A 25,879-nucleotide genomic window follows, 5' to 3' on the forward strand; every position below is an offset into this window, starting at 1 on the left:
GGAGAGTTTAGCCGACTAATGTGACATGAACGCAACAAGCATTCCAGATTTGACAATACCGTTGCCGATCGCGCCACAACAGCGCCAGCCGCAAGCTTACTCCCCTTCATCCGCCTATTGAGGACGGCTCGCCCCGGATGCGCATCTGCGCCCGGACGCACTCACCGGGCAATCTAGTAGAATCCTCGCCCTATGAACCCCGACCGGTCCGCTGCGCCTCGTCCGCACTCCTGTTCCCTCGCGCTTTTTCTGGCGATCACGCTGGCAGTCAGCCTGTACCGGATCGGACTTGTCGTTCATCTGCACCTCGACCCCTATGTCGATGAGGCCTATTACTGGGGCTGGGCGCAGGCGCTTGACTGGGGCTACTACTCAAAGCCGCCGATGATCGCAGCGCTCATTGCCGCCTCGACCACGCTGTTCGGAGACAGTCTGCTCGCGCTCAAGGCGCCATCACTGCTGCTGTATCCGGCGACCGCCCTGGTCATCCGCCAGCTGGGCTGTGAGCTGTTCAATGCGCGCGTGGGTTTCTGGTCTGGACTGGCCTTCCTGACACTGCCGATCACCTCCACACTCGGGCTGTTCGCCAGCACCGACGCGCCGCTGCTGTTCTGCTGGGCGCTGGGCATGCTGCTGCTGTGGCGAGCACTCCCAGCGGGCCGTCTTTCGCAATGGATCGGCATCGGCGTGGTGTGCGGACTGGGGCTCATGTCCAAATACACCATGCTCGCGTTCATCGGCTCGGCCTTCCTGATCCTGCTGGCAGACCCCGACGGGCGGCGACAACTCCTGCGCCCCGGGCCGTGGGTGGGATTGTTGGTAGCCGGCGCAATTCTTGCCCCCAACCTGTGGTGGAATTGGCAGCACGACTTTCCCACGATCCGTCACACCGCCGAAATCACCCGCGTCGGCGTCGGCGCGCGCAGCGTGGATGTCGAGGAGTTCGGTGAATTCATCGGTGCGCAATGGCTGTCTTTCGGCCCACTGCTGCTGCCTATTCTGCTGTGGGCCATGCTACGCCTGCGCCCAACATGGACGGAGCCCCGCTTCCGTTTCCTGCTCGGTTTCGCCCTGCCCCTGCTCTTCATCGTCGGTCTGCAGGCATTGACCGGGCGCGCCAACGGCAACTGGTCCGCACCGGTCTTCGTCGCGGCCAGCATCCTCAGCATCGCCTACCTTGCCCGCCAGGCGCACTGGAAATTGATGACGGCGGCGGTCACGTTCAACGTCAGCATCGGCCTCGCTGTCTATCACTGGCCGGACATCGCGCAGCTGACAGGCACACCCCTGAGTGCTCGCACCGACCCCTACAAGCGGGCGCGAGGCTGGAGCGAGCTGAGCGCGGCAGTGCGCCCCTACATGCTCGCCCACCCGCAAGCGCTGCTGCTCGGGGATGACCGCGAACTGCTTGCGCAACTGATCTACGCCCTGCGCCCACCCCACCATGCGCGCTGGCAGGCGGACCCCCATGTCGTCGACCACTACGGCCTGACCGCGGCTTTCGGCCCAGAGTCCGGTGACCCCGTCCTGTTCGTGTCGACGAGACGGGAGGTCGATGACGTCGTGAGCCGTTTCGACGACGCTGAAAGGATCGCCACGATCGATGTCGCGGTCCACAAGGACTTCCACCGCAAGGTGTCAATATGGCTTCTCAAGGGCTTCAAGGGTTATTAATGCTGGATACGCAGGAAGCACTCTCGACGCCATCCAGACGCTTTCGCGCCTGGCTCGACATGCACCTGGTCGACCACGGTTGCGTCAGGGCGATCTACAACAATTTCTACGCTCTTGGCGGCGGCATGTACCGCAGCAGCCAGCCCAGTCCGCGGCAGATCCGCAAGTACCATGCGCGTTTCGGCATCCGCAGCATCATCAACCTGCGCGGCGTACACGACTACGGCTCCTACTTCTTCGAAGACGAAACCTGCACCCAACTCGGCATCAAGCTGATCAGCGTCAAGCTGTATTCGCGCACGCCACCGTCAGTGGAGGAAATCCACCGCATTCGCGAAATCTTCGCCAGCCTCGAGTACCCGGCCCTGATCCATTGCAAATCCGGTGCCGATCGTGCCGGGCTGGGCGCTGCGCTGTATCGCATCCTCCATCTGGGCCATCCCGTGAGCGAGGCCGTCAGCGAACTGTCTTGGAAGTATGGTCATTCCAAACGCGCGAAGACCGGGGTACTCGACTTCTTCTTTGCCACCTACCTGGCCCGCAACGCCAGCAGTCCGATCGACTTCATGGACTGGGTCGACCACGAGTACGACGAAAAGGCACTGAAGCAGCGTTTTCGCGACGGTGGCTTCGCCAGCCTGATCGTCGATAAAGTCCTGCACCGCGAATGAAAGACTCGCTCTCGCTCTACCGCCGGCTGCTCGGCACGCTGCGCCCCTATCGCAAGATCGTGGCGCTCTCGGTGCTGGCAATGATTGCCGCCGCGTCGCTGGAACCGGTGCTGCCCGCACTGCTCAAGCCGCTGATCGACGAAAGCCTCATCGGCAAGAGCGAAACCGCGCAGTGGCAGGTACCGCTGTTCCTGATGCTGGCCTTCCTCGCCAAGGGCGTGGCCGAATACGTTGCGAATGTGTCCAGCCAGTGGATTGCCAACAAGGCCATCACCGATCTGCGCCAGGCGGTGTTCCAGCACCAGCTGCACCTGCCCCTGGCGGTACATCAGGCGGAGTCGGGCGGACGCATGATGTCGCGCATCCTGTACGACATCCCGCAGGTCGGCGCGGCGCTGTCGAATGCCTGGATCATCGTCATCCGCGACAGCTTTGTCATCCTCGGCCTCACTGGCTACCTGGTCTATACCGCATGGGAGCTGACTCTGCTGATCCTGGCCATCGCCCCGGTCGTGGCCTGGCTGATCCGGGTCGCGAGCCGCAAGCTGCGCGGCTCGAACCGCGACATGCAGGAAACCACCGGCCGCGTCACTGGTGCGGTGGAAGCCTCGCTGTCGGGCATTCGCGAGATCAAGCTGTTCGGCACCCACGACTATGAAGGCGAGCGCTTCGGCGGACTCGCCGAGCGCCTGCGCAAGCAGACCATGCGCACGGTGCGGGTGTCGTCGGCCAATGCACCGATGGTCCAGGTCCTCGCCGCGGCGGCCGTCTCTGCGGTCATCTGGACCGCCTCCGCACTGTCGGCCGAAAACCGGCTCACACCGGGCGAATTCGTCTCCTTCGTCACCGCAATGTCGATGCTGTTCGAACCCATTCGCCGCCTGACCAACATCAATGCGGTGATCCAGCGCGGGCTGGCCGGCGCGCAGAGCATTTTCGGCATTCTCGACACCGCGGTCGAGGCCGACACCGCAAGCGCCGCACGCCCGCGTGCCCACGGCGACGTGCGCTTCGAGAGCGTCGGCTTCAGCTATCCGGGCCAGAGCGGACAAGCCTTGAACGGCTTCGATCTCGACATCCGCCACGGTGAGACCATTGCGCTGGTGGGCGCCTCGGGCAGCGGCAAGAGCACACTGATCAACCTGATCGCACGCTTCTTCGTGCCGCAGCAGGGCCGCATCCTGCTCGACGGCGAAGCACTCGACCAGCTGCCGCTGGGATGGCTGCGCGCACAACTGGGCTGGGTGGGCCAGCAGGTCGTTCTGTTCGACGACAGCGTCGCCGCCAACATCGCCTACGGCCGCCCCGACACGCCCGTTTCGGCGATCGAGGCCGCGGCCCGCGCCGCCCATGCGTGGGACTTCATCCACGCCCTGCCCGAGGGTCTGAACACCCGTATCGGCCCCAACGGCAGCCAGCTTTCGGGCGGACAGCGCCAGCGTATCGCCATCGCCCGCGCCTTCCTGCGCGATGCCCCGATTCTGCTGCTCGACGAGGCGACCTCGGCGCTCGACAATGCGTCGGAGCGCGCGGTGAAGAATGCGCTCGACACATTGCGCAAGAATCGCACCGTGCTGGTCATTGCCCATCGCCTGTCCACCATTCGCGATGCCGACCGCATCGTCGTCATGGAGCACGGCCGGATCGTCGAGAGCGGCAACCACGAGACGCTTAGCGCGGCAGACGGCGCCTATGCCCGGTTGCTCGCCAGCGGCACGGACATCGTGCCGGCCGAGGACGCGCCGGCGGTCCCCGAGCACAACGGATAAGGACCATGCCACGCACCGTTGCCCTCTACTTTGTCGCCTCACCGCTGCAGTACCTGGCCGCACGACGCATTGCCGCCGGCGCCGAAGCGGGCAGCCGGCAGGTGCTGGTGTGGTACAAGCACGGCGTGGCCTCGATCATCGACAGCAGCGCCTGGGATGCCGCCAGTTTCATGCCCTGGCCAAGGTGGGAACCACTGCCCGGCCTGCTCGGACGCCACCGCCGCCTGCGCGAGAACATCGGCCTGGTCGCCCGCCTGATCGGCCGCTGCGACACGCTGCATATCCACAGCGCGGTGTTCGACACCGAGGCCATCAATTACTTCCTGCGCGCCCTGCCCGCTGCCTGCGGCGCACGCACAATGCGCGCGCGCATCCTGCCCGACGGCATCATCAGCACCCGCCGTTATCCCCTGAGTCCTGCCAGACGCCTGGCCCAATGTCTGCGAAAACTGCGCCGGCTGCTTGCCCCTGAACTCGACTACTGGTGTTTCGACGGCGACCGCATCGGCTCGGACGCGCCCTTTTGCGACCGCATCTACGTGCTGCCCGGGCTTCCCCACGAATACCCTGCGGCCAAGGTCGAGGTACTGCCGCCGCTGGTGGATGTCGCTGCCGACGGCGCGGATTCCAGCCAGCGGCGGGCACTGGTCATCGGCCAGCCGCTGACGGGCTTCGGCCTGATGTCGGCCGCGGATCTCGCTGCCGTCACCGCGGAGATCCACCACTGGCTCGACGCAAGCGGATTCGATCAGGTCGACTACAAGGGCCACCCCAAGGATTCGAAATACGAGCTCTCGCATCCGGACTACCGCGTGATCGCCCCGGCCGAAACCCTGGAAACGTTCATGGCTGGCCATCACTACGACGCGGTGGTTGGCGTACGCTCGTCGGCGCTGTTGTTCGCGCGGCAAATCTATCCCGAAGCAACGCCGGTCGAAGCCTTCGGCTGGTCCCGCATCCGCTTCAAGTCGCAAGCCGAAAAGGACGACATGGCGCGCACCTTCCGCGCGCTCGACGTCCGCATTCACCCCTGAAAGCGCATGATGACCTCCGCCCCCGCCACACCGGAAACGACCCGCCTGCCGCGCTACCTGCGCACCGCCTGCGATGCGGCGGTGTGGCTGGCGTTTGCCGGTCTGGTGTGTCTGCGTGGCCCGGCCAGCCCGGGCACGATGGGCGCGGCACTGGCGATTGTCGGCCTCATCCTGCTCGTATCAAGGCGCGACATGCGGCCGCTGGACCTGCACATGGCCGCCATCTTCTTCATCATGCCGGTGCACGACACCCTCAACATGCTGATCACGGGCTGGAATTCGAACATGCTGGACAAGCCCGGGCGACTGTTGATCGGCTTCTTCGTCTACTTTGCCCTCAGCCGCATCGGCGTCAGCGCACGCGCGCTGCGGTGGGGAGTGATCTGCGGCTGCATCGCCGCTGCGCTGCTGGCCGCCTACCAGGTACACGTGCAGGGCATGGTACGCGCGACCGGCTTCATGAACGCGATCCCCTTCGGCAATGACTCGCTTCTGCTCGGTCTGTTCGCGCTTGCGGCCTGGGTCACGACAATGGCGAGCAGGCGCACACGGGCGCTGAACGCGTGCACACTGATTGCACTCGCAGCCAGCATCTACGCCTCCTTTGCATCGGAGACACGGGGCGGCTGGGTGGTGGCACCGGTGCTGCTGTGGGTGGTCAGCCTGGGGGTGCGCAATGTCCGGCCCGGACGGCGCGGTGCGGTCGCGACCGGCATCGTGTCGCTGCTGCTGATCGGCCTTGCGGTGCTGCCCCTGATCAATGACCGCACGGCTGCCGAACTCGGCAGTTCGCTAGAGGTTATCGGTGCCCCCTCAAGAGAAGCCGCGGAGATGGAATTGTCGTCGATTGGAACCCGCATCCATCTCTACCACATCGGCACGGACGCCTTCCTGTCCAGCCCGCTGTATGGAATCGGCATCGCCAATCTGGGCGACTACCTCGCCGCAGGCGCGAAGACCGGCAAGGTCAACCCGGCCGTCACCACCTTCACTCACCTGCACTCGGGGATCATCGACACCCTTGCCCGCGGCGGCCTGCTCGGCCTGGCGGCGTTGTCATTCTTTAGCATCGGCCTGATACGGTTCTTCTGCCGGCCACTCGCGACCATGACGGATCCGGATGTGCGCTACTTTGCGCTGACGGGACTGCTCGGCATTGCTGCGGCACTGCTGTTCTCGCTGTCGAACGTCATCTTCCCCGCCATTGCCGGCACCAACATCCTCGTCATGACCCTGGCCGTCCCCGCGGGCGCACTGGCATATCGCCTGCGCCAGCTTGCCAGCGATTCCTTACCCGGCGTTCATGGAGCATCGGCATGAATTCACAGGAGCAGGCACGCATCGAAGCCCTCATCCGCTACCTGGAGCACAAGCGGGTAGTGGTGATCGGCAACAGCGAGAGCCAGTTTTCGCAGTATCTTGGCGCGCGCATCGACAGTTTCGATGTGGTCGTGCGCATGAACCTGGGCTCGATTCGCGCACCGGAACATCAGGGCACGCGGACCGACATCGTCTTCACCTCGTCGGAGAAGCTTACCGCCGACATGATCGACAACTGGTTCAAACCGTCCTGGGTAGTATGGGCCACACCCAAACGCGAAAAGATGCCCGACCTCAGCGCGCTGGGCGAACGCCTGGTGCTGCATCCGGTGGACATCTGGGAGACGCTTCACGCCCGCATCGAACCGGCGCGCCCGTCGACCGGGCTGATCGCGCTGAACTTCTTCGCCAACCACTGCCGCTGTGCAGACCTGGCATTCGCCGGCTTCGACTTCTTTGCCAGCGGCACCTTCTACAACCGCAAATTTTTCGGACTCATCAAGCATCCGCGCAAGGCGTCGAAGCCGCATGACGGCGCGGAAGAACAGCGCGTCGTGAGCGACATGATCGCCAGCGGCCAGATGCACAACCTGGCTGCCGCCAACTGAGCCCATGAAACCAGCCTACCGCGTTGCGCTGTTCAACGACACCCGTCGTACCTCCCATTACGGCTGCGAGTTCGTCATGGAGACGCTGATCTCGAATCTTCGCCGTCGTGGCCTCGAACCGGTATTCTTCTGGCCGATGGGGCGTGACTGGCGCGGCCGCGGGGAGGTGGCCGCCGCACTGCACACGGTGGACGCCGTCATCGTCAATGGCGAAGGCTCGATCCACAACAGCGCGCGCCGCGATCGTGCCCACTATCTCACCGAGATCGCCGCCTTCGCGCGCCGCACGGCCGACATTCCTTCCTTCCTCGTCAACAGTTCGCTGTTCGAACTGGAACCGGTCATCATCGACAACCTGCGCCACTTCGACGCCCTCTTCCTGCGTGAGAGTCGCTCGCTCGAGGCGCTGCAAGGCAGCGCCATCCACGCCGAGATCGTGCCCGACCTCACCCTGCTGACGGCGCCCCCGGAGGCCACGGCACCCCGCAAGGGCATTCTTGGCACCGACTCGGTGAAGGCCGACGTCGCCGCCCGCCTCAAGCGCCTGAGCCGCGAAAAAGGCTGGCATTTCACCAAACTGACCCATGCCGCGCGCCCGCTGCGTACCGAACATGCACCAGTCGAGTACCTGCGCCGTCACGCCAAATGGGTCCACGCGCTGCTGTCGGGCCGCAACACGCGCGATCGCAAGCGTTTCCTTGCCTATCTCGCCAGCCACGAACTGCTGTGCACAGGGCGTTTCCATGCCGTGACCCTCGCGCTGGCAACGCACACGCCATTTCTCGCCCTGGCGTCGAACACGCCGAAGATCTCCGGCCTGCTCGAGGACGTATTCGGCAACGACACCCGCCTCGTGAGCCTGAGCACGATCGAAGCCGTCAACGACCCCACGGCGTATGCCTTCCGTGCGACCGAAGAAGCGGCACTCACGGCCTTCCTCGAATCCGCACGCGAGCGTGCCGAGGCCATGTTCGACACCATCCGCGCCCGTATCGATGCGCAGCGCAAGGCCGTATCCGGTGCCGCAGCGAAGGCCTGAGGCACGCGCGGCTTCTTCATTCAATGGGCCGCAGGTATAGTGCGGGCTGCGGCAAAATCCGCCCCCTCTCAATGGATCGCATTCTTCTCATCCGCAGTTCGGCCATCGGCGACATCGTGTTCGCATCTCCCTTCGTCGCGGCCTTGCGCGGGCGTTATCCCGATGCGTATATCGCGTGGCTGGTCGAACCCGGGATGGACTCACTGCTCGCCGCCGACCCCTGCATCGACGAACTCATCCTGTGGCCCAAGGCGGAGTGGAGGCGGCTGTGGCGCGAACGCCGCTTGACCGAGCTTTTCCGCAGGGTCCATTCCTTCGCCCGCGATCTCAGAGCCCGTCGTTTCGACACCGCCATCGATCTCCAGAGCCTGCTCAAGAGCGGCCTGCTGGCATGGATGTCGGGCGCCAGGCGACGCATCGGACTGGCCTCGCGCGAAGGCAGCCAGTGGTTGATGACTGAGGTGCTGGCCGCGGGTGGCACGCCCGGCCGGATCAGTTCCGAGTATCGGCACATGGCGCAGTACCTGGCGCTCGATACCGACGACTTCCTGCCTCGCCTCAACGTGGCCGAAAGCACCGCTCACAGGGTGAAGGCGCTGCTTTCGGCCCATGGCCTTGAAGCCGGTTGCTACGCCGTTTTTGCCCCCTACACCACCCGTCCGCAGAAACACTGGTTCGAAGACGCGTGGCAGGCATTGGGCATGCGTGTGCGTGACGAACTCGGACTGACGCCGGTGATTCTGGGTGGCCCCGGCGAGCGCGCGGCGGCGGAACACCTGGCTGCAGCCATCCCGGGTGCGGTCACGCTGGCCGGTTCGACCAGCCTGGCAGAGGCCGCCGCAATCATTGCCGACGCAGGCCTGCTGGTCGGCGTCGATACCGGCCTCACCCACATGGGACCGGCCTTCGCAACGCCCACCGTGGCCATCTTCGGTTCGACGCGCCCCTATCTGGACGCCGGCCGCGCCAACGCGAAGGTCATCTGGCTCGGCCTGCCCTGCTCGCCGTGCCGTCGCAACCCGACCTGTCACGGACGCTTCGAGTGCCTGCGCGACATCACCGCCGAACGCGTGATGGATGAAGCGCGCAAGGTGCTGCAGGAGGCCGGGCACGCATGAAGATCCTCCATGTCGAGTCGGGTCGCCACCTGTACGGCGGCGCCAAGCAGGTGCTCTACCTGATGGAAGGCCTCGCGAGCCGCGGCGTGAGCAATGTGCTTGCCTGCCCGGACGGCGCAGGCATCGGCGCGCCCGCCCGCGCCTTTGCGCAGGTGTGCGAGATGCCGATGAAGGGCGATGCCGACCTCCCGCTGCTGTTCCGCCTGCGCCGGCTCATCGCCCGCGAAAAGCCCGACCTGGTTCATATCCACAGCCGCCGCGGCGCCGACCTGTGGGGCGGACTCGCGGCGCGTCTGAGCGGCGTGCCCTGCGTCATCTCGCGCCGGGTGGACAACCCCGAGCCACGCTGGCGGGTCGCCCTGCGTTACCGGCTCTACGACCAGGTAGTGACGATTTCGGAAGGCATCCGCCAGGTCCTGCTAGACGCCGGCCTGCCGCCAGACAAGTGTCGATGCGTGCGCAGCGCGGTGGATGCACGCCCCTACCTCATCGATTACGACAAGCATGCCTATCGTGCCTCGCTCGGGCTCACGCCCGACACTCCACTCGTCGGCACCGTCGCCCAGCTCATCCCGCGCAAGGGCCACCGTCACCTGCTAGCCGCGCTGCGCGAGGTGCTGCCGCGCCACCCGACGCTGCAGGTGCTGATCTTCGGCCGCGGCCCGCTCGAGGGCGAACTGCGCCAGGCGATCACCGAACAGGGACTGTCGGCACACGTTCGCCTGATGGGCTTCGTCGATGATCTGCCGAAAATCCTCGGCTGCCTGGACATCCTTGCCCACCCCGCCGACATGGAAGGCCTCGGCGTTTCGCTGCTGCAGGCCTCGGCGGCACGCGTGCCGGTCATCGCCACTCGCGCCGGCGGCATGCCCGAAGCCGTGCGCGATGGCGACAACGGCATCCTCATCGCGCCGGGCGATGTCACCGCGCTCGCCGCGGCGCTGAACCGCCTGCTCGACGATGCCGCGCTGCGTGAACGCATGGGCGAAGCCGGACGCGCGCTGATGCTGCGCGAGTTCTCGGTCGAGGCCATGTGCGAAGGCAATCTGAGCGTGTATCGTTCCGTCCTCGATCCACTGCGGCACGACACCTGAGCGGCAGACAACGCCACACCCGGCGCGGACCCGACGTATTGTCGCCCCGTACCGCAGCGACACCGAGACCAAGGTTTGCAATGAAATCCCTACACATTATCGGCAGCAAGCAGATGGGCGGCGCCGAACGCTGGTTCTCCCGCTTCCTGTCGGCCATGCGCCGCCACGGCGAAGACGTGTCCGCGGTGGTCCGCTGCGGCGCCGAACTGGCGCAGCACCACATGGGCGAGGTGCCGTTCGAAACCCTGCCCCTGCGCACGGTGTGGGATCCGCTGTCACGCTACGAGCTCGCGCGCCTCATCAAGCGCAGCGACGCCCCCATCGTGCAGACCTACATGGGGCGCGCGACCCGCCTCACCCACCTCGAGCCCGGCCATGGCAAGGTGCATCTGTCGCGCCTGGGCGGCTACTACAAGCTCGACCCCTTCCGCCATGCGCACGCGTGGATCGGCAATACCCGCGGCCTGTGCGACTGGATGATCAAGGGCGGCCTGCCACTGCATCGCGTCTTCCACATCACCAATTTCGCCGAACCGGCACGCGCCGTGGCCGATGCCGAACTCGAACCGCTGCGACAGCAACTCGGGCCGCGCGCCGACGACTGGCTGATGGTGACCGCTGGACGCCTGATCGACGTCAAGGGCCAGCGTTTTCTGGTCGAGGCGATGTCTCGCCTGCCCGAACAGGTTGGGGGCAGGCGCTTGCGCCTGGTGGTGCTAGGCGAAGGCGACCTGCGCGCACCGCTGCAGCAGCAGGCCCGCCAGCTCGGCGTCGACGGGCGCATCACCTGGGCGGGCTGGCAGCATGACCCCGCACCGTGGTTCGCGCTCGCCGACATGGTGGTCTTTCCTTCGCGCGACGCCGAAACCCTTGGCAACGTGATCCTCGAAGCCTGGGCCTACGGCAAGCCACTGGTCGCCACGGCATTTCGAGGCGCACGCGAAATTGCGCGTCACGGAGAAGATGCCTGGGTCGTGCCCTGCGACGACGCCGTCGCACTGGCAAAAGGCATCGAAACCGTCGTTCGCGATACGGACCTGCGCCAGCACATGGTGAGTCGGGGGCTGGCGCGAATTCGCGAAGACTTTTCCGAAGCCGCGGTCATTTCACAGTATCGTGCGCTGTATTCCCAGTTACTGGACAATCGCTGACATGCGTCCGCGCATCAATATCCTGATGTACCACCAGGTCGGTGAATTCGCGCCGATGAAAGCGCATCAATCGACTTACTGCGATCATCGCCGCTTTGCCTCGCAGATGGCGTGGCTGGCGCGCGGCGGTTACAGCGTACTGTCAATGGACGACGTACTGGCCTGCGTACGCGGGGAGAAACCGACACCCCCGCGCGCCGTCGCCCTGACCTTCGACGACGGTTACGAGAATTTCTACGAATACGCCTTTCCCGTGCTGCAGCGCCACGGCTTTCCGGCCATGGTGTACTTGATCGCCGACATGCTGGGCCAGCCCTCGTCGTGGTTCGCCGCCGACGGTCGCGCGACGCCGCCGCTGATGGATGTACCACGCATTCGTCAGCTGCACCGCGAAGGCATCGACTTTGGCTCGCACTCCGCGACGCACGTCAAGCTCGCCAAGTGCGAGGACCGGCGCATCGAGGACGAGGTCACGCGTTCGAAGGCCATCCTGGAGGACGTGCTGGGGGAAGCCGTCAATCACTTCTGTTACCCATACGGCAGCCACGACCTGCGTGCGGTCAATGCGGTCGCCGCCGCCGGCTACCTGACTGCGACCACCTGCGCACGCGCGCCTGCCACTCCGGCGGACGACCCGCTGACGTTGCCGCGCAAGGCCATCACCCATGGCGACAACCTGATCGGGTTCCTCTGGCGGGTGCACGTCAAGAACACGCCGCGCAATCCGCCCATCCGCCGCCCCGAATTCGCCGTCGGCTGATCCCCGTCGGCGCCGCGGACTCAGACGAACACCGGTTCGGGCTCGAGGCGAAGGCCGAAGCGCGACAGCACGTCGGTCTGAATCGCCGTGGCGATTCGCTCGACATCCATTCCGGTGGCACCGCCACGATTGACCAGTACCAGCGCCTGGCGCTCGTAGCAGCCCACCGCGCCCAGATCGCGCCCCTTCCAACCGGCCTGTTCGATAAGCCAGCCTGCGGCCAGCTTGATCAAACCGTCGGCCTGCGGGTAATGCGGCATCTCCGGATGTGCAGCCAGTAGCCGGGCGCAACTGAGTTGATCCACAACCGGGTTTTTGAAGAAACTGCCAGCATTGCCGATCTCAGCCGGATCGGGGAGCTTGCGCCGGCGGATCGCGATCACCGCATCGGAAATCTCCAGCGCGGTGGGCGCCGTTACCCCGTTGGCGGCCAGTTCCTGCTCGACGTCCGCGTAGCGCAGCAAGGGCTGCCAGTCGCGGTCGAGACGAAAGCGTACCCGCGTCACCAGCCAGCGACCGGGCTGCTGCTTGAAGACGCTGTCGCGATACGCGAAACGGCATTCCGCCGCGGAGAAGACGCGCTCGCTGCCGTCGGTCAGACTGATTGCATCGAGCGATTCGAATCGTTCTGCCATCTCGAGGCCGTAAGCCCCGATGTTCTGGATCGGCGCCGCGCCGACCGTGCCCGGAATCAGCGACAGATTCTCCAGTCCCGGCCATCCTTGCGCCAGCGTCCACCGCACGAAATCGTGCCATGGCTCACCGGCTCCGGCCTCGACGATGCGCGCACTGTCGTCCTCGCGCAGCAGGCGGCGCCCACCGATCTCCATCTTCAACACCGTGCCGCCAAAGTCGCCGCGCAAGATGACGTTGCTTCCACCGCCCAGCACCAGTCGATCGGCATCGCTCCACCCCTGCTCGGCAAGCAACTCGCGCACATCGGCAACCGAGCGGACGTGGACCATGCGCGCCGCGCGCGCGGGCAGACCAAAGGTGTTCAATGCCTTCAGGTCGGCCGCGAGCATGTGGGTAAACGCTTTCGCGCTCATGCCTGTCGCTCGCGCGTCAAGGCCGTGCGATCCGCAGCGATTGGAAACAGACGGTCGTAGCCAAGGTTGAACAGCAGGGCATAAAAGGTGTAAGCCAACGCCACGCCAATATCGGCAATCAGCGCTGCCCACCAGTCCAGCCCGGTCCATAGCATGAGCACCGGCAGGGTCAGCATCAACAGCCCCCCCTCGAACAGGATTGCGTGCACGCAACGCAGCGCAAAAGGTCGCCGATCCGCGGTACGTCCCGTCATCCGTCCCTCGATCCAGTCGTAGAGCGTATTGAATCCGGCGTTCCACAGTGCCGCCACAAGCGCCAATACGGCCAGCAATCCGGCCGACTCGGCAATGGGCACGCCGCTTGCCCACGCAAACGGTGGCGTGATGAGCAGCAGGCCCCCGAGCTCGAACAGCAGGATCTGCCGAAGCCGGTCGCGCAGGGAACGCAGTTTGGGATGTTTGGCGGACACGCAGGCAATTCGATTGTACAAAGTGAAGCAAGATAGGCCGGTCGCGCCCGGATTGCAACGCCAGGCAGCTCAAACCGACGGGCCATCCGCACCGCTGGCGATTCGCTGCAACGCCGCCTTGCGCTGCAACTCGCGAAACGCTGCCGCCATGTCGTTGGCCTCGAACAGATCACGCACGATCTTGAACATGCGGCGTATCTCGTCACTGGCAAACAGCGCGGCGGCCATCGCCACCGCGAGCTCATTGTCGCCAATGGCAAACGCCGCACGCGCGATATCGACCCGGCTTCTCGCACACAGAGGTATCGCCAGCCAGGATGCACGCAAGGCGGCAATGCGCTCGCGCTCGGTGTCCGGCCGCATCAGCGCGCGCAGGGCCAGTGACGACGCACGCTCGTCCAGTGACGCGGTTTCCAGGCGCTGCGGCGTGATCTCGGCAAGCACACGCTCCGCAGCCAGCAGATCGCCGGCCTCGACATGGCTGCGCACCAGCATCAGATGATCCGCAATCGAGACGGCACCGGGCATGGTGTCGTTGCGGATCACGTCGGCCATTGCTTGACGGGCGGTTTCGGTGTCGCCGTTGAGCAATGCGGCATCGGCCAGCCGGCGCTTGCGCTCGTAATTGCGCCCGGTACGTGCGGCGGCCGCCTCGAGCGTACGCTGCCCCTCAGCGTAATCGCCCATCTCGAGACAGATGTCCGCCTTCAGATCGTGTCCGCCGAAATAGTCCGGCGCATCCGCCACCACCTCATCCATGATCGAACGGGCCTCGGCCAGACGACGCTGACCGAGCAGCGCACGGGCCTGCCCCGCCCTTGCCCAGGGGAAAGGGTGGGTTTCCAGAATGGCCAGGAACGCCGCCTCGGCAGCGGCCGGATCGCCCTTCAGCAAGGCCACTTCGGCCTCCTGTCGCATCAGCTCGAAGCGATAGTTCCGCCCCGCCTCGGTCTCGATCGCATCTCTGACAAAACGCTCCGCGCGGTCGAAGTCCTGCTCCCGCTTGGCGACGAAAAGCGGCTCGAGGAAACGCTTGCGGCGCATGGTTCGATCCAGCCGCAGCTTCAGCCGATCGGGCGAGAACGGCTTGATGATGTAATCGTCTGGCGCCAGCTCGACCGCAGCCACCACCTGCTCATAGGATTGCTCGGCCGTCACCATGATGAATACAGCCTCATCCGCGAGCAGGTCAAAACGCCGCAACTCTTCGAGCAGCTGTTGTCCGGAGCGGTCATTGCCGAGAAGGTAGTCGCACAGGATCACATCGGGTGGCGCACGACGGATACGGGCAATGGCGTCCTGGTAGCCCGACGACAGATCAACCGCGAACGCGCCCATCGTCTGGGCGCAGATGCGCAGCCCCTCGCGCGCCGCCGGCTGGTCGTCGATGACCAGGAAGCGGAGACTACGGTAGAAGTCTCCATCGCCCGTATTCATGGCAGATACAGTTCGAACACCCCTCCGCCCAATATGCCGCCGTTGCGCAATTCGACACGACCGTGCCGCCCCTCGCGCACGTGCTGCAGCGCCAGTACCCGCGCCACGAAAAGTCCGATGCCGGGCGACGACTGTTCGTCCATCTCCGCCGCGGCGAACCCTGGGCCGTCATCCTCGACCCTCAAGCACAGAAAACCATCCTCGATCTGTGCCGACAACAGAACACGCGCGCGCGCAAAACGGCTGGCGTTCTGCAAGGCGTTCGACAGAATGTCCAGCACCAGCTCGCGGTCGAAGGCCCGCAATTCGTCTGCGTGGTCGTCAACGTCAAGTGTCAGACCAAGATGCTCACAATGCCTGCGATTGACGAGCGCAGCCTCTTCGAGCAACTCGCTCACCGGCACGATGCTGATCGAAAGCCGGCCGATGCCGCGCTCGAAGCGGTAAGCCGCAAGCACCCTGCTCAGACGCTGCGCGGCGAGCTCGATCGCGTAACGCGCCTCGTCAAGCGCAACGCCGTGCTCGGCCTCCGCCCGTACCAGCAACGATTCGGCCAGAAACAGCTGGTTCTTTGCATCATGGACGCCCGAACTGATCAGATCAAGAACCGTATGCATTCATCGCTCCCCTGCCTCAGCCGCGCTGCAGATGATCACTCGCCGAATGCGGCAAGCGCCTGCGCAATCTCGGCCTGCTCGACACCCTCTGCCGCGACTGCATCGCCCCCCACAGCCCCCCCTGCCTTCAGTCCGGCGATGCACTGACCGGCCTCCTTGGGCGACTCGAATGCACGGCTCTGCAGCAGCAGTCTGCCCTCTGCGCTCACCAGCTTGAAGTAGAAACGCCCGTCGCCCTCGCGGTATTGCTTGAACTGCGGCAGCGCTTGCGCCTTCGCAGCCGTCTTCGTTCCGGCATGGCTGACGGCATCGAGCCTGCGTAGCCCGACCGCGTGCCTCAACTCGTTGAGGAAGGGGGTCGCGATGGCACGTGCCTTGGCTGCACCCTCCTGCAGCTTCTGCTCGATCAGTGCGGGACGTGCGATCAGGCTTTCATAGTGATCGCGCATCGGCGCCACCGCGCGCTCGATACGCTCGAACAAGGCCTGCTTGGCATCCCCCCAGCTGATACCGGCAGCAAACGCGTCGCGCATGGCGGCGGTTTCAGTCGGTGTGGCAAACGCCTGATAAAGCTGAAACAGCGCAGAGCCTTCGGTCTCCTTGGGTTCGCCGGGTGCGCGCGAATCGGTGACGATGCCCGCTATGGACTTCTTCAGCACCGCAGACGAGGCGAATAGCGGAATCGTATTGTCGTAACTCTTGCTCATCTTGCGCCCGTCGAGACCGGGCAATGTCGCCACCGATTCATCGATTGCGGCAGCGGGCAGCACGAAATGCTCGCCATAGAGATGGTTGAAGCGGGCGGCGATATCGCGCGCCATCTCGATATGCTGGATCTGGTCGCGCCCCACCGGCACGGAATGCGCCTTGAACATCAGGATGTCGGCGGCCATCAGCACCGGATACATGAAAAGGCCCATGTTGATGCCCGCATCGGGATCCTCGCCATCGGCCACGTTCTTGTCGACCGCGGCCTTGTAGGCGTGCGCCCGATTGAGCAAGCCCTTTCCCGCATTGCAGGTCAGCAGCCAGGTCAGCTCCGGAATCTCGGGAATGTCCGACTGGCGATAGAACCATACGCGCTCGGTGTCCAGCCCGGCGGCGAGCCAGGATGCCGCGATCTCGAGCGTGGAACGCTGCACCCGCTCAGGGTCGGCAGTCTTGATCAGCGCATGATAGTCGGCCAGGAAATAGAAACTTTCGGCATCGGCCTTGCGACTGGCTTCGATTGCCGGACGAATCGCGCCCGCGTAATTGCCAAGGTGGGGCGTTCCGGAAGTGGTGATCCCGGTAAGGATGCGGTGTACGGCCATGGTGCTGTCCGGCAGGTGAAAGGCCGGAAGTTTAGCGCATTGCCCCGCCATCCATGGCAATTAGGGATGCCGCCCGCGGCGCACGGCAGGACGCCCGGCTGGGCGAAAATCGCATTGTGCGCTACAATATTTGCTCAAAATTACTTACTTGCAGTCGTGCTCCTCTCCGGTCACGAGCATGGAACGGGCCCGCGACTGCAGCCCGCGATGCTTCCACACCTGCTACCCATCGGCTCACTGCTCGTCGGCACCGCGCTCCTGCTGCTCGGCACCGGTCTGCTCAATACCGTCCTCGCGCTGCGCGGCAGCCTCGAGGGCTATGCCGATGCCACCCTGGGCCTGATCGGATCTGCCTATTTCGTCGGCTTTTTTATCGGCACCTTCGCCGCACCGCCACTGGTGCGGCGCATGGGACACAATCGGGCCTTTGCCTTTTTTTCCGCGGCGACCGCCGCCTGCGTGCTGCTTCACGCGCTGATCGTATCGGCGCCGGTGTGGATGCTGCTGCGGGTCGTCACCGGCACGACCCTGGTCGGTCTCTACATGGTGATCGAGAGCTGGCTCAACAGCCAGGCGCCTGCGGACAGGCGTGGGAAGATCTTCTCGATCTACATGGCGGTCAATCTGGGCGCGCTTGCTGCAGCCCAGCAATTGATCCGGCTTGGCAGCCCCGGCGACTTCGTCCTGTTTGCGATTGCGGCCATTTTCGTCATCGTGTCCCTGATGCCGGTCACCGCCACCCGCCTGCCGCCGCCGCAACTGGCGCACAGCCCGCGCCTCGGCCTCGGCAAGCTGTGGAAAGCGGCCCCGGTGGCCTTTGCCGGCGCGGTGCAGTCCGGCCTGGCGATGGGTGCGTTCTGGGGCATGTCGGCTGTTTACGGCGGGCGTATCGGTCTCGACGAAGCGGGCGTGGCGCAGCTGATCACGGTGTCCATTCTGGGCGGCGCCTTGCTGCAATGGCCGATCGGACACTTCTCGGATCGCGGCGATCGCCGCCTTGCACTGGCCTGGGTTGCCGCCGGAGCAAGCGCCGCCGCCATCCTGTGGGCAGTACTCGGACAGTTTGGCGACCTGGTGATGATCGGAGGCTTCCTGTTCGGGGCGGCCGCGTTCGCGATCTACCCGGTCGTCGTCGCCCACCTCATAGACCATCTCGCACACGACGACATCCTGTCTGGCAGTGCGGCCCTGCTGTTGCTGCACGGCGCCGGTGCCGCGGTCGGCCCGGCGCTGGCCGGCGCCCTGATGGGCTGGATCGGACCGGCAGCACTGCCTCTGCATTTCATCTTGATGCTGGCGCCGCTGGCGGCGTTCGCATTGTGGAAGTCGGGCCGCAGCAAAGACGAGATCGTCGACGAAGCCGCCCACTTCATGCCCATGATGCGTACGTCACCGACCGCACTGGAAATGATCACCCCGGACGCCGTCACCGAAGACTACAGTCCAGACAGGGCCCCCCAAACCACCCACTGAATCAGACCAATCTGTCGGCACCCGTGTCGGCGTTCACCCTTAAGGAGAACCGCACATGTTGCTCGCAACCGATCTCGATGGAACCTTCCTGGCAGGCCATCCCGAAAACCGCCAGCGTCTCTACCAGCTGATTTCGGCCCATCCCGAGATCAAGCTCGCCTTTGTCACCGGACGCGGCCTCGAAGTAGTGCTCCCGGTGCTGTCCGACCCCACCATTCCGGTGCCCGACTACATCATCTGCGACGTCGGCGGCACCATCGTCGATGGCCACACGCGGCAGGCGGTTCAACCGCTGCAATCCGACATCGATTCGCGCTGGCCGGGCGAACGCGCAGTGGCAGAGGCCATGGCGCGCTTCGACGGTCTCGAACGCCAGGAGGTCCCGCAGCAGCGCCGCTGTTCCTATTTCTGCGAGCTCAGCGCGGTCACACCCGAGATCGAACGCGTGGCGGCACAACTCGGTTGCGAGGTGCTCTATTCCGCCGAGCGCTACCTCGACATCCTGCCGCGCGGCGTCAACAAGGGCAGCACGCTGGCGTCCCTGGTGCGGCATCTTGGCCTCAGTCACGACGATGTGCTGGTTGCCGGCGATACGCTCAATGACCTGTCGATGTACGAAGCCGGTTTCATCGGCGTATGCGTCGGCGACTCTGAACCCGCCCTGCTCGACGCCACCCGCGACCGGGCGCGCGTGATGCACGCGCAGCACACGGGCTGTGGCGGAATCCTCGAAGCCCTCGCCCATTTCGGCTTCCTCGGTGCCGGCGGCATCGACGCCGAGGTGAGAGCGATGGACGCGCCGGGCAAGGCAGATCTGGTCATGGTCTACCATCGCCTGCCTTACGAAGAAGTGTTCGAGAACGGCCAACCCATTCGCCACCGGCCGACCTCGCCGAACGGCATCATTCCAACCCTGCTGTCCTTCTTCAACGGGCGCAAGGGCTCGTGGGTGGCGTGGTCTATCCATGATCCGAAATCGGCGATTCCGTTCGAAACCCACACCGAAGTCGATCGCGAACGCTACCCCGACCTGCTCGCCGCGCGCGTTGCGCTGACCAAGGACGAAGTCGACACCTTCTACAAGCGCTTCTCCAAGGAAGCCTTCTGGCCAACGCTGCACACGTTCTGGGAGCGCGCCATCTTCCGCGAGGAGGACTGGGTCGTGTTCATGAAGGTCAATCGCCTGTTCGCCGAGCGCACCGCATCCGAAGCCGCCGAGGGCGCGGTGGTGTGGATTCACGACTACAACCTGTGGATGGTGCCGGCCTACCTGCGCGAACTCAGGCCAGACCTCAGGATCGCCTTCTTCCATCACACCTATTTCCCTTCTGCCGACGTGTTCAACGTGTTGCCGTGGCGGCGCGAGATCATCGGCAGCCTGCTGCAATGCGACTATGTGGGCTTCCATATCCCGCGCCAGGCCGAGAACTTCGTCGACGTGGCGCGCGGCGTCGCCCCGCTCAAGGTGCTCGAGACCAAGGCATGTGCGCCGCGCTACCTGACCTATGGCTGCGCAGTCGGTCTCGACGAAGTAACGACGCAGATCGAGGTGCACGGTCGGCGCATCGGGCTCGGTGCACATCCGGTCGGCCTCGACATCGGCCGCGTGCGGGCGGCACTCGATGCGCCGGAAGCCGCGGCTCGCATGACGGCGCTGCGCCGCGACCTCGCCGGCACCCGCGTCATCCTGTCGGTGGAACGCCTCGACTACACCAAGGGCACACTGGAAAAACTGATTGCCTTCGAGCGCCTGCTGGAAGAGCACCCGGAGCTGCTGGGCAAGGTCTCACTGCTCGCGGTGTGCGTGCCGGCCGCCAAGGAGATGACGGTCTATGACGAACTGCAGACCCGAATCGAACAGGCCGTGGGCAAAGTCAATGGACGTTTCGCCCGCGTGGGCTGGACGCCGGTCCAGTTCTTCTTCCGTCCGCTGCCATTTGAAGAGGTGGTGACGTGGTACGCGATGGCCGACGTCATGTGGATCACGCCGCTGCGCGATGGCCTCAACCTCGTCGCCAAGGAGTACGTCGCCACGCAGGGCCTCACCGGCGGCCACGGCGTACTGGTGCTGTCGGAATTCGCCGGCGCGGCGGCCGAACTGCACGGCGCGGTGCTGACCAATCCGCACGACATCCACGACCTGATCGGCAAGCTCTATTTCGGCATTGCGATGAATCGCGCGGAAGCGGAATCGCGTCTGCGCGAACTGTTCGATGTCGTGCAGCACAACGACATCCAGCGCTGGGGGCAGGATTTCCTCGATGCCGTCGTCGCGCAGCAAGCCACGCAACCGCTGGCAACCGACTCGGTACTGCCCGATCAACAGGAACCGGCTGCGGCGTAATCGCCGGCGAAAACAAGGAGAACGCATGCTTGAACAATTGGCCACACTCGACTGGATGAAGCAGTACGCCCTGCCCTGGGGCATCAACCTTGCCCTCGCGATCGGCATATTCATCATCGGGCGCTGGGTCGCCCACGCGCTGGTCTCGCTTGCCGGGCGCCTGCTGACACGCAGTGGGCTGGACGAAATCCTGGTGAACTTCATTCGATCCATCCTGAACGGGGTTCTGCTGCTGGTGGTGGTCGTTGCCGCACTCGACCGCCTCGGGGTCGACACGACATCGCTGATCGCCCTCATCGGCGCTGCAGGGCTGGCCATCGGCCTGGCATTGCAGGATTCGCTCAAGAATTTTGCCGCCGGGGTCATGCTGGTCGTGTTCCGCCCGTTCAAGGCCGGTGACTTCGTCGAGGCTGCCGGCACCCAGGGCGTAGTGGAGCGGATCGGCATCTTCAGTTCCACCCTTCGCACGCCCGACAACCGCGAGATCGTCGTTCCCAACGGTGCGATCTACGCCGACGTGATCACCAACTATTCGGCACGCGGCACACGCCGCATCGATCTGGTGTTCGGCATCGGCTACGGTGACGATATCCGCAAGGCGCGCAGCGTCATCGAAAGCGTGCTCGCCGCCGAGCCACGCGTGCTCGCCGATCCGCCCGCATTCATCGGCGTCGCCGAACTCGGCGCCAGCAGCGTGGATCTGCATGTACGGCCCTGGGTCGCCACCGCCGACTATTTTGCGACGATGTGTGATCTCAAGGAAAAGGTGAAGCTCGCCTTCGACGACGCCGGCATCAGCATTCCCTACCCCCAGATGGACATCCACACCAAACAGGCTGCGTAAGCAGCACCGCGGGTTTCAGCCCGTCATGCCGAGCAACATCTTCAGCGCAAGGACGACCAGTACGCCTGCAAATACGCGCTTCAGACTCTTGACCGAGACCCTGTGGGCAAAACGCGCGCCCACCGGCGCCATCGCCATGCCCGCAAGCACCAGTCCGGCAAGCGCCGGCAGGTAGATATAGCCTAGGCTGTACTCGGGCAGGCCCGGAACGAGACGGCCGTTGATCACATAGCCCACCGAACCGCCCAGTGCGATCGGAAAGCCGATGGCCGCCGCGGTACCGATGGCTCGCTGCATGCGCACGTTGCACCAGGTCATGTAGGGTACCGAAAGCGCCGCGCCACCAATGGCCACCAGGCTGGACACGGCACCAATACCCAGGCCCACCGTGGACAGTCCGGGCATGCCGGGAAGACGATGACTGGCCGGTGGCTTGCGGTCGGCGATCATGTAGGCGGCATTGGCGAGGATGAAGAGGGTGAACATCACGGCCAGGGAACGCGTATCGATAACCCGCGCCAGCGCGGCACCGGCCAGGGTACCCACGAGGATTCCCGGCGTCATGCGCGCAACTACCCCCCAGTCGACTGCGCCATGCTGATGGTGAGTACGCAGACTGGCGACCGAGGTGAATAGAATGGTCGCCATCGAAGTGCCCAGCGCCAGATGCATCACCTGCTCATGCGCAAACCCCTGAGCAGTGAACAGCATTGCCAGTATCGGGACCATCACCGCTCCACCGCCAATGCCCAACAGACCCGCAAAGAAGCCGCTGAATACGCCCAGCAGCGGATACGCAAACAGCCAGATCGTCACGCCTTGCTCCACAACTCGTCAAAACGCCCGGCCCACGGACTCAGCTGCTCATAGCGCTCGGCCAGCGCGAGTAACATTCGGTCCCCCCCCCAGGGGCCGACAAGCTGGATGCCGATGGGAAGTCCTTCCACACTGGGCAAAGCCGGCAGGCTAAGTGCCGGGTTTCCAGCCGCATTGACCCAGCCCGTAAACACCGCGTGCCCGCGCGGCCCGACCGTACGGCCGTCAATCGCGGGGGGGTAGGCTTCCGCAGCAGGCCACGGCAGGGCCGCCGCGGTCGGTGTCAACACCGCATCCCAGCGCGAGAACACTTCATCGACGGCGCGCCGCAAGGCGTCAATCCGCTCCAGCGTTGCCCACAACCGCGGCGCACCAAGAACCGCACCCTGGATGGCCATCTCGCGATACTTCGGCGCGGCGCGCTCAAGCAGGTCTGGCTGCAGCGCAAAGAGCGCCGCAAGGCCGATCTGCCCGACCTCGGCCCAAACCGCATTCAGTGCGCTCAGATCCACCGGCAAGTCACCCTCCTCGACTTCGCAGCCGAGTTCGCGCAGGACATTGGCCGCCGCGACGGTCGCCGTTGCGACTTGTGGGTCCACCGGCGCACCATCGAAACGTGAGACATGCAATACCCGGCGCGCTTCCCTGAGGTCGGCCGGCAAAGCGCGGGAGCGGCGATCACGAGGATGCGCGCCGGCCAGCGCGTCGAACATCATCGCCACGTCCGCGACGCTACGACCGACCGGTCCGACCACCTCGAAATCGAGCAACAGCGACGGCAAGCCATCGGCGCGCGCAATGGCACCGATTGACGGCTTGAGTCCGACCAGTCCGGTATGTGACGCCGGACGCCGTATCGAACCGCCGCCATCGGTGCACAGCGCAAGCGGCCCGATACCAGCGGCCACGGCAGCCACTGCCCCCCCACTCGATCCGCCCGGCGTAAGCGCTGTACACCACGGGTTCCTGGTGGTGCCGAATACGGCATTGTCGGTGTAACCCTCCAGGGTGAATTCGGGCACGTTGGTCTTGCCGAACAGCACCGCCCCCTGAGCGCGCAAGCGCGCGACCGGCAACTCATCGGCCGCCGCCACAGATCCCGACATGGCAGCACAGCCCCAGGTTGCGCTCACACCCGCCATCAACAGGTTGTCCTTGATGCTCAAGGGAATGCCATCGAGCGGCCCAAGCGGACACCCTGCGGCAAAGCGCGCCTGGCTGGCCCTGGCGGCGTCATGCGCAGCCGCATCGAGCGCAATCACCGCATTCAGCTCCGGGTTGCTCACCTTGCAGCGCGCGAGCACCGACTCAAGCGCGTCCATCGGCGTACAGGTGTCTGCACGATACGCAGCACCCAAATCAATTGCCGAAAGCTGCCATAGTGGTCTGTTCATCACATTTTTCCGGGAAGCCACAGCACCAGGCGGGGAGCGGCGATCAGTAACAAGGTGAAGACAAGCATGATGGCGACGTAGGGCAGTGCGCCACGAATGACATCGCTCATGTTGCCTCGGTCGGGCCGAATCCCGTGAACCACGAAGAGATTCATGCCCACTGGTGGCGTAATGAGGCCCAGTTCGCACATCAGCACGATGAATATGCCGAACCACACCGGATCGATACCGAGCGCCACCGCCATCGGAAATGTCACCGGAATCGTTGCCACCTGCATCGACAACACATCCATGAACATGCCGAGAACGAGGTAAAACACGACCAGCACCAACAGGAAGGCCGTGGGCGACAATCCAAGCGAGCTCACCCAGGTCGACATCGCCTCGGCAACGCCGGTAAGGCTGATGGTCAGATTCAGGATGAAGGCCGACGTGATGATCAGGAGAATCATCCCCGACACACGGCCAGTCTGAATGAAGCAGGTGCGCAGGATCGGCCAGTCGAGACGCCCGGCGCGAGCGGCAAAGCCGAGCGCCACGACCACGCCCAGTGCAGCCGACTCCGTCGTCGTTGCCACACCGGAGTAGATACTCCCCATCACCACACCGAATACCACCACGGGCGGAACCAGATCGAGCAAGGCACGCAGGCGCACACCCAGTGACGGTGAGACTTCGCGAGTGGCGCCACCGGAGGCCAGACTCGACACCATGATGAAAGCCATGAAAAACACGGTGAGCAGGACGCCCGGCACGATACCTGCAACGAAGAGCTGACCGATCGAGGTGCTTGTGAGCGAACCGTACACAATGAGATTCACGCTGGGCGGAATCAGGATACCCAAGGTGCCTCCAGCCGCCAGCGTACCGAGCGACTGCCGCATCGGATAGCCTCGTGCCGACAGCGATGGCAGCGCCACCGTACCCACCGTGGCGGCGGTCGCTACCGATGAGCCCGAGGTGGCGGCGAACAATGCACAAGTCCCGATGTTGGTGTGCAGCAATCCACCAGGGAGGCGCCCCATCCAGGCGGCCAGCGCTCGATACATGCGATCGGCAATGCCGGCGCGTAGCAGCAACTCGCCGAGCAGCACGAACAGGGGAATCGACGTCAGCAGGCTATCGTTCTGGACGCCCCAGACGACGGGTGAAATCGATTCCAGAAAGGGCGCGCCGTAGGCGAGCACGCCGCCCACCACACCCACCGCACTCATTGCCACCGCGATCGGAAGCCCGGCCAACATCATGGCGATCATCGCCAAAAACGCGATCACCACATACGTCACGCTCATGATCGCCCCCCGCCCTGGCGCGCGGCGAGATCATCGAGTTCCTCGTCAAGGTCCTCTTTCACGCTGCGCGGATGGAGCTCGATATTGAGCTGCGCCAGCTGCCCACGAACCACGAGCCAGCTCGCGCGCAGCGCAATCCCGACCGCGGTGAGCATGAACACCACCTGCCCCGCGAACCACAGGCCCTGCGGATATATCAGCGGCGTCGCCCACGGCGTCTGCGCGGTGCTGTGATAGTCCAGCGTATCGCGGACCACCCCCCATGCCAGCATGGCGAGCAGGATCGCAAGACTCGCCATCAGGAACGCCGACAGCCAATTGAGCACGCCCTGCCAGCGCGCGGACAAGCGCTCGTGAAGGACATCGACGCGAATGTGATTGCGGCCGAACAAGGCCAGCGTGAAGGCCAGCGTCGATCCGACCGCCAACGCGTAGCCCCCCAGTTCGTTGGCGCCCTGCAGGGACAGGCCGAATAACTTGCGCGCGGCGACCTCGACGGCAACCAGGCCTGCAAGGGCGAGAAAGATACCGCCGAAGATCGCGGCAAGCATGTTTTCGAGACGCTCGATCATGGTCTGTCCCCGCTCCGAGC

Annotated in this window: 23 protein-coding genes; 14 read left to right on the forward strand and 9 right to left on the reverse strand. The window is 64.8% G+C overall.

Annotation, left to right across the window (positions count from 1 at the left end):
* Window positions 1–192 precede the first annotated feature (192 nt).
* The 11 genes from J5J83_RS11860 (at window position 193) to J5J83_RS11910 (ending at window position 12,238) form a co-directional block, all read left to right on the forward strand.
* Entirely contained in the window at window positions 193–1,674 is a 1,482-nt protein-coding gene (locus J5J83_RS11860; RefSeq protein ID WP_212349348.1) for a glycosyltransferase family 39 protein, read from the forward strand.
* A complete protein-coding gene (locus tag J5J83_RS11865) occupies window positions 1,674–2,345 on the forward strand; it encodes a tyrosine-protein phosphatase (protein WP_249115699.1) in 672 nt (223 codons plus the stop codon). Before J5J83_RS11860 ends, J5J83_RS11865 begins: the two co-directional genes overlap by 1 nt.
* Window positions 2,342–4,114 carry a lipid A export permease/ATP-binding protein MsbA gene (gene msbA / locus J5J83_RS11870; protein WP_212349352.1) on the forward strand — a complete coding sequence of 591 codons (1,773 nt, stop codon included), beginning with the start codon at window positions 2,342–2,344 and terminating at the stop codon, window positions 4,112–4,114. The genes J5J83_RS11865 and msbA overlap by 4 nt, the downstream gene beginning before the upstream one ends.
* 5 nt (window positions 4,115–4,119) lie before the next feature.
* Window positions 4,120–5,148 (forward strand): polysialyltransferase family glycosyltransferase, encoded by a 1,029-nt coding sequence (locus tag J5J83_RS11875; RefSeq protein ID WP_212349354.1) that lies wholly within the window; start codon window positions 4,120–4,122, stop codon window positions 5,146–5,148.
* 6 nt (window positions 5,149–5,154) lie between these two features.
* Window positions 5,155–6,468: an O-antigen ligase family protein gene (locus J5J83_RS11880; RefSeq protein ID WP_212349356.1), complete on the forward strand. Its 1,314-nt coding sequence runs from the start codon at window positions 5,155–5,157 to the stop codon at window positions 6,466–6,468.
* Window positions 6,465–7,076: a glycosyltransferase family 29 protein gene (locus J5J83_RS11885; protein WP_212349358.1), complete on the forward strand. Its 612-nt coding sequence runs from the start codon at window positions 6,465–6,467 to the stop codon at window positions 7,074–7,076. The genes J5J83_RS11880 and J5J83_RS11885 overlap by 4 nt, the downstream gene beginning before the upstream one ends.
* Window positions 7,077–7,080: 4 nt before the next feature.
* Window positions 7,081–8,115, forward strand: coding sequence for a polysaccharide pyruvyl transferase family protein (locus J5J83_RS11890; protein WP_212349360.1), 1,035 nt, complete (start codon window positions 7,081–7,083; stop codon window positions 8,113–8,115).
* Between the two features lie 71 nt (window positions 8,116–8,186).
* Complete coding sequence (locus J5J83_RS11895) at window positions 8,187–9,233, forward strand: glycosyltransferase family 9 protein (RefSeq protein ID WP_212349362.1); 1,047 nt, start codon at window positions 8,187–8,189, stop codon at window positions 9,231–9,233.
* The gene (locus J5J83_RS11900; RefSeq protein ID WP_212349364.1) at window positions 9,230–10,327 is read left to right on the forward strand and encodes a glycosyltransferase family 4 protein; all 1,098 of its coding nucleotides are present in this window, start codon (window positions 9,230–9,232) and stop codon (window positions 10,325–10,327) included. The genes J5J83_RS11895 and J5J83_RS11900 overlap by 4 nt, the downstream gene beginning before the upstream one ends.
* Window positions 10,328–10,407: 80 nt before the next feature.
* Entirely contained in the window at window positions 10,408–11,478 is a 1,071-nt protein-coding gene (locus J5J83_RS11905) for a glycosyltransferase (protein WP_212349366.1), read from the forward strand.
* Between the two features lies 1 nt (window position 11,479).
* Window positions 11,480–12,238: a polysaccharide deacetylase family protein gene (locus J5J83_RS11910; protein WP_212349368.1), complete on the forward strand. Its 759-nt coding sequence runs from the start codon at window positions 11,480–11,482 to the stop codon at window positions 12,236–12,238.
* Window positions 12,239–12,258: 20 nt separating this feature from the next.
* On the opposite strand, the gene murB is transcribed toward J5J83_RS11910, so the two are convergent.
* From murB to J5J83_RS11935, 5 genes are all read right to left on the reverse strand, one after another.
* Window positions 12,259–13,287, reverse strand: a complete 1,029-nt coding sequence (gene murB / locus J5J83_RS11915) for a UDP-N-acetylmuramate dehydrogenase (RefSeq protein WP_212349370.1) — start codon at window positions 13,285–13,287, stop codon at window positions 12,259–12,261.
* Entirely contained in the window at window positions 13,284–13,757 is a 474-nt protein-coding gene (locus tag J5J83_RS11920; RefSeq protein ID WP_212349372.1) for a PACE efflux transporter, read from the reverse strand. The genes murB and J5J83_RS11920 overlap by 4 nt, the downstream gene beginning before the upstream one ends.
* A gap of 69 nt (window positions 13,758–13,826) precedes the next feature.
* A complete protein-coding gene (locus tag J5J83_RS11925; RefSeq protein WP_212349374.1) occupies window positions 13,827–15,194 on the reverse strand; it encodes a response regulator in 1,368 nt (455 codons plus the stop codon).
* Complete coding sequence (locus J5J83_RS11930; RefSeq protein ID WP_212349377.1) at window positions 15,191–15,811, reverse strand: ATP-binding protein; 621 nt, start codon at window positions 15,809–15,811, stop codon at window positions 15,191–15,193. Before J5J83_RS11930 ends, J5J83_RS11925 begins: the two co-directional genes overlap by 4 nt.
* A gap of 35 nt (window positions 15,812–15,846) precedes the next feature.
* Window positions 15,847–17,124 (reverse strand): tryptophan--tRNA ligase, encoded by a 1,278-nt coding sequence (locus J5J83_RS11935; protein ID WP_212349378.1) that lies wholly within the window; start codon window positions 17,122–17,124, stop codon window positions 15,847–15,849.
* 207 nt (window positions 17,125–17,331) lie between these two features.
* On the opposite strand from J5J83_RS11935, the gene J5J83_RS11940 reads away from it, so the two are divergent.
* From J5J83_RS11940 to J5J83_RS11950, 3 genes are read left to right on the forward strand one after another with little or no spacing between them, the layout of a single operon-like run.
* Window positions 17,332–18,597 carry an MFS transporter gene (locus tag J5J83_RS11940; RefSeq protein WP_212349380.1) on the forward strand — a complete coding sequence of 422 codons (1,266 nt, stop codon included), beginning with the start codon at window positions 17,332–17,334 and terminating at the stop codon, window positions 18,595–18,597.
* 55 nt (window positions 18,598–18,652) lie between these two features.
* On the forward strand, window positions 18,653–20,941 hold the full coding sequence (gene ggpS, locus J5J83_RS11945; RefSeq protein ID WP_212349382.1) for a glucosylglycerol-phosphate synthase: 2,289 nt from the start codon (window positions 18,653–18,655) through the stop codon (window positions 20,939–20,941).
* Window positions 20,942–20,966: 25 nt separating this feature from the next.
* Entirely contained in the window at window positions 20,967–21,785 is an 819-nt protein-coding gene (locus tag J5J83_RS11950; RefSeq protein ID WP_212349385.1) for a mechanosensitive ion channel domain-containing protein, read from the forward strand.
* Between the two features lie 15 nt (window positions 21,786–21,800).
* On the opposite strand, the gene J5J83_RS11955 is transcribed toward J5J83_RS11950, so the two are convergent.
* The 4 genes from J5J83_RS11955 to J5J83_RS11970 are packed head-to-tail and all read right to left on the reverse strand — an operon-like array spanning window position 21,801 to window position 25,859.
* Window positions 21,801–22,601: a sulfite exporter TauE/SafE family protein gene (locus J5J83_RS11955; protein ID WP_212349387.1), complete on the reverse strand. Its 801-nt coding sequence runs from the start codon at window positions 22,599–22,601 to the stop codon at window positions 21,801–21,803.
* Window positions 22,598–23,995: an amidase gene (locus tag J5J83_RS11960; RefSeq protein WP_212349389.1), complete on the reverse strand. Its 1,398-nt coding sequence runs from the start codon at window positions 23,993–23,995 to the stop codon at window positions 22,598–22,600. Before J5J83_RS11960 ends, J5J83_RS11955 begins: the two co-directional genes overlap by 4 nt.
* Window positions 23,995–25,287, reverse strand: coding sequence for a TRAP transporter large permease (locus J5J83_RS11965; RefSeq protein ID WP_212349391.1), 1,293 nt, complete (start codon window positions 25,285–25,287; stop codon window positions 23,995–23,997). Before J5J83_RS11965 ends, J5J83_RS11960 begins: the two co-directional genes overlap by 1 nt.
* Window positions 25,284–25,859, reverse strand: a complete 576-nt coding sequence (locus J5J83_RS11970; protein WP_212349393.1) for a TRAP transporter small permease — start codon at window positions 25,857–25,859, stop codon at window positions 25,284–25,286. The genes J5J83_RS11965 and J5J83_RS11970 overlap by 4 nt, the downstream gene beginning before the upstream one ends.
* Window positions 25,860–25,879 lie beyond the last annotated feature (20 nt).

Source organism: Azoarcus sp. L1K30 (genome assembly GCF_018122735.1).
GTDB lineage: Bacteria > Pseudomonadota > Gammaproteobacteria > Burkholderiales > Rhodocyclaceae > Parazoarcus.

What these genes read in the sequence shown, in the direction of transcription:
- J5J83_RS11910 (WP_212349368.1), top strand. Translation starts at nt 11,480, where the DNA reads ATGCGTCCGCGCATCAATATCCTGATGTACCACCAGGTCGGTGAATTC.
- J5J83_RS11900 (WP_212349364.1), top strand. Translation starts at nt 9,230, where the DNA reads ATGAAGATCCTCCATGTCGAGTCGGGTCGCCACCTGTACGGCGGCGCC.
- J5J83_RS11860 (WP_212349348.1), top strand. Translation starts at nt 193, where the DNA reads ATGAACCCCGACCGGTCCGCTGCGCCTCGTCCGCACTCCTGTTCCCTC.
- J5J83_RS11925 (WP_212349374.1), bottom strand. Translation starts at nt 15,194, where the DNA reads ATGAATACGGGCGATGGAGACTTCTACCGTAGTCTCCGCTTCCTGGTC.
- J5J83_RS11970 (WP_212349393.1), bottom strand. Translation starts at nt 25,859, where the DNA reads ATGATCGAGCGTCTCGAAAACATGCTTGCCGCGATCTTCGGCGGTATC.
- J5J83_RS11865 (WP_249115699.1), top strand. Translation starts at nt 1,674, where the DNA reads ATGCTGGATACGCAGGAAGCACTCTCGACGCCATCCAGACGCTTTCGC.
- J5J83_RS11905 (WP_212349366.1), top strand. Translation starts at nt 10,408, where the DNA reads ATGAAATCCCTACACATTATCGGCAGCAAGCAGATGGGCGGCGCCGAA.
- murB (WP_212349370.1), bottom strand. Translation starts at nt 13,287, where the DNA reads ATGAGCGCGAAAGCGTTTACCCACATGCTCGCGGCCGACCTGAAGGCA.
- J5J83_RS11890 (WP_212349360.1), top strand. Translation starts at nt 7,081, where the DNA reads ATGAAACCAGCCTACCGCGTTGCGCTGTTCAACGACACCCGTCGTACC.
- J5J83_RS11965 (WP_212349391.1), bottom strand. Translation starts at nt 25,287, where the DNA reads ATGAGCGTGACGTATGTGGTGATCGCGTTTTTGGCGATGATCGCCATG.
- J5J83_RS11895 (WP_212349362.1), top strand. Translation starts at nt 8,187, where the DNA reads ATGGATCGCATTCTTCTCATCCGCAGTTCGGCCATCGGCGACATCGTG.
- J5J83_RS11950 (WP_212349385.1), top strand. Translation starts at nt 20,967, where the DNA reads ATGCTTGAACAATTGGCCACACTCGACTGGATGAAGCAGTACGCCCTG.
- J5J83_RS11960 (WP_212349389.1), bottom strand. Translation starts at nt 23,995, where the DNA reads ATGAACAGACCACTATGGCAGCTTTCGGCAATTGATTTGGGTGCTGCG.
- ggpS (WP_212349382.1), top strand. Translation starts at nt 18,653, where the DNA reads ATGTTGCTCGCAACCGATCTCGATGGAACCTTCCTGGCAGGCCATCCC.
- J5J83_RS11880 (WP_212349356.1), top strand. Translation starts at nt 5,155, where the DNA reads ATGATGACCTCCGCCCCCGCCACACCGGAAACGACCCGCCTGCCGCGC.
- J5J83_RS11885 (WP_212349358.1), top strand. Translation starts at nt 6,465, where the DNA reads ATGAATTCACAGGAGCAGGCACGCATCGAAGCCCTCATCCGCTACCTG.
- J5J83_RS11940 (WP_212349380.1), top strand. Translation starts at nt 17,332, where the DNA reads ATGCTTCCACACCTGCTACCCATCGGCTCACTGCTCGTCGGCACCGCG.
- J5J83_RS11935 (WP_212349378.1), bottom strand. Translation starts at nt 17,124, where the DNA reads ATGGCCGTACACCGCATCCTTACCGGGATCACCACTTCCGGAACGCCC.
- J5J83_RS11930 (WP_212349377.1), bottom strand. Translation starts at nt 15,811, where the DNA reads ATGCATACGGTTCTTGATCTGATCAGTTCGGGCGTCCATGATGCAAAG.
- J5J83_RS11875 (WP_212349354.1), top strand. Translation starts at nt 4,120, where the DNA reads ATGCCACGCACCGTTGCCCTCTACTTTGTCGCCTCACCGCTGCAGTAC.
- msbA (WP_212349352.1), top strand. Translation starts at nt 2,342, where the DNA reads ATGAAAGACTCGCTCTCGCTCTACCGCCGGCTGCTCGGCACGCTGCGC.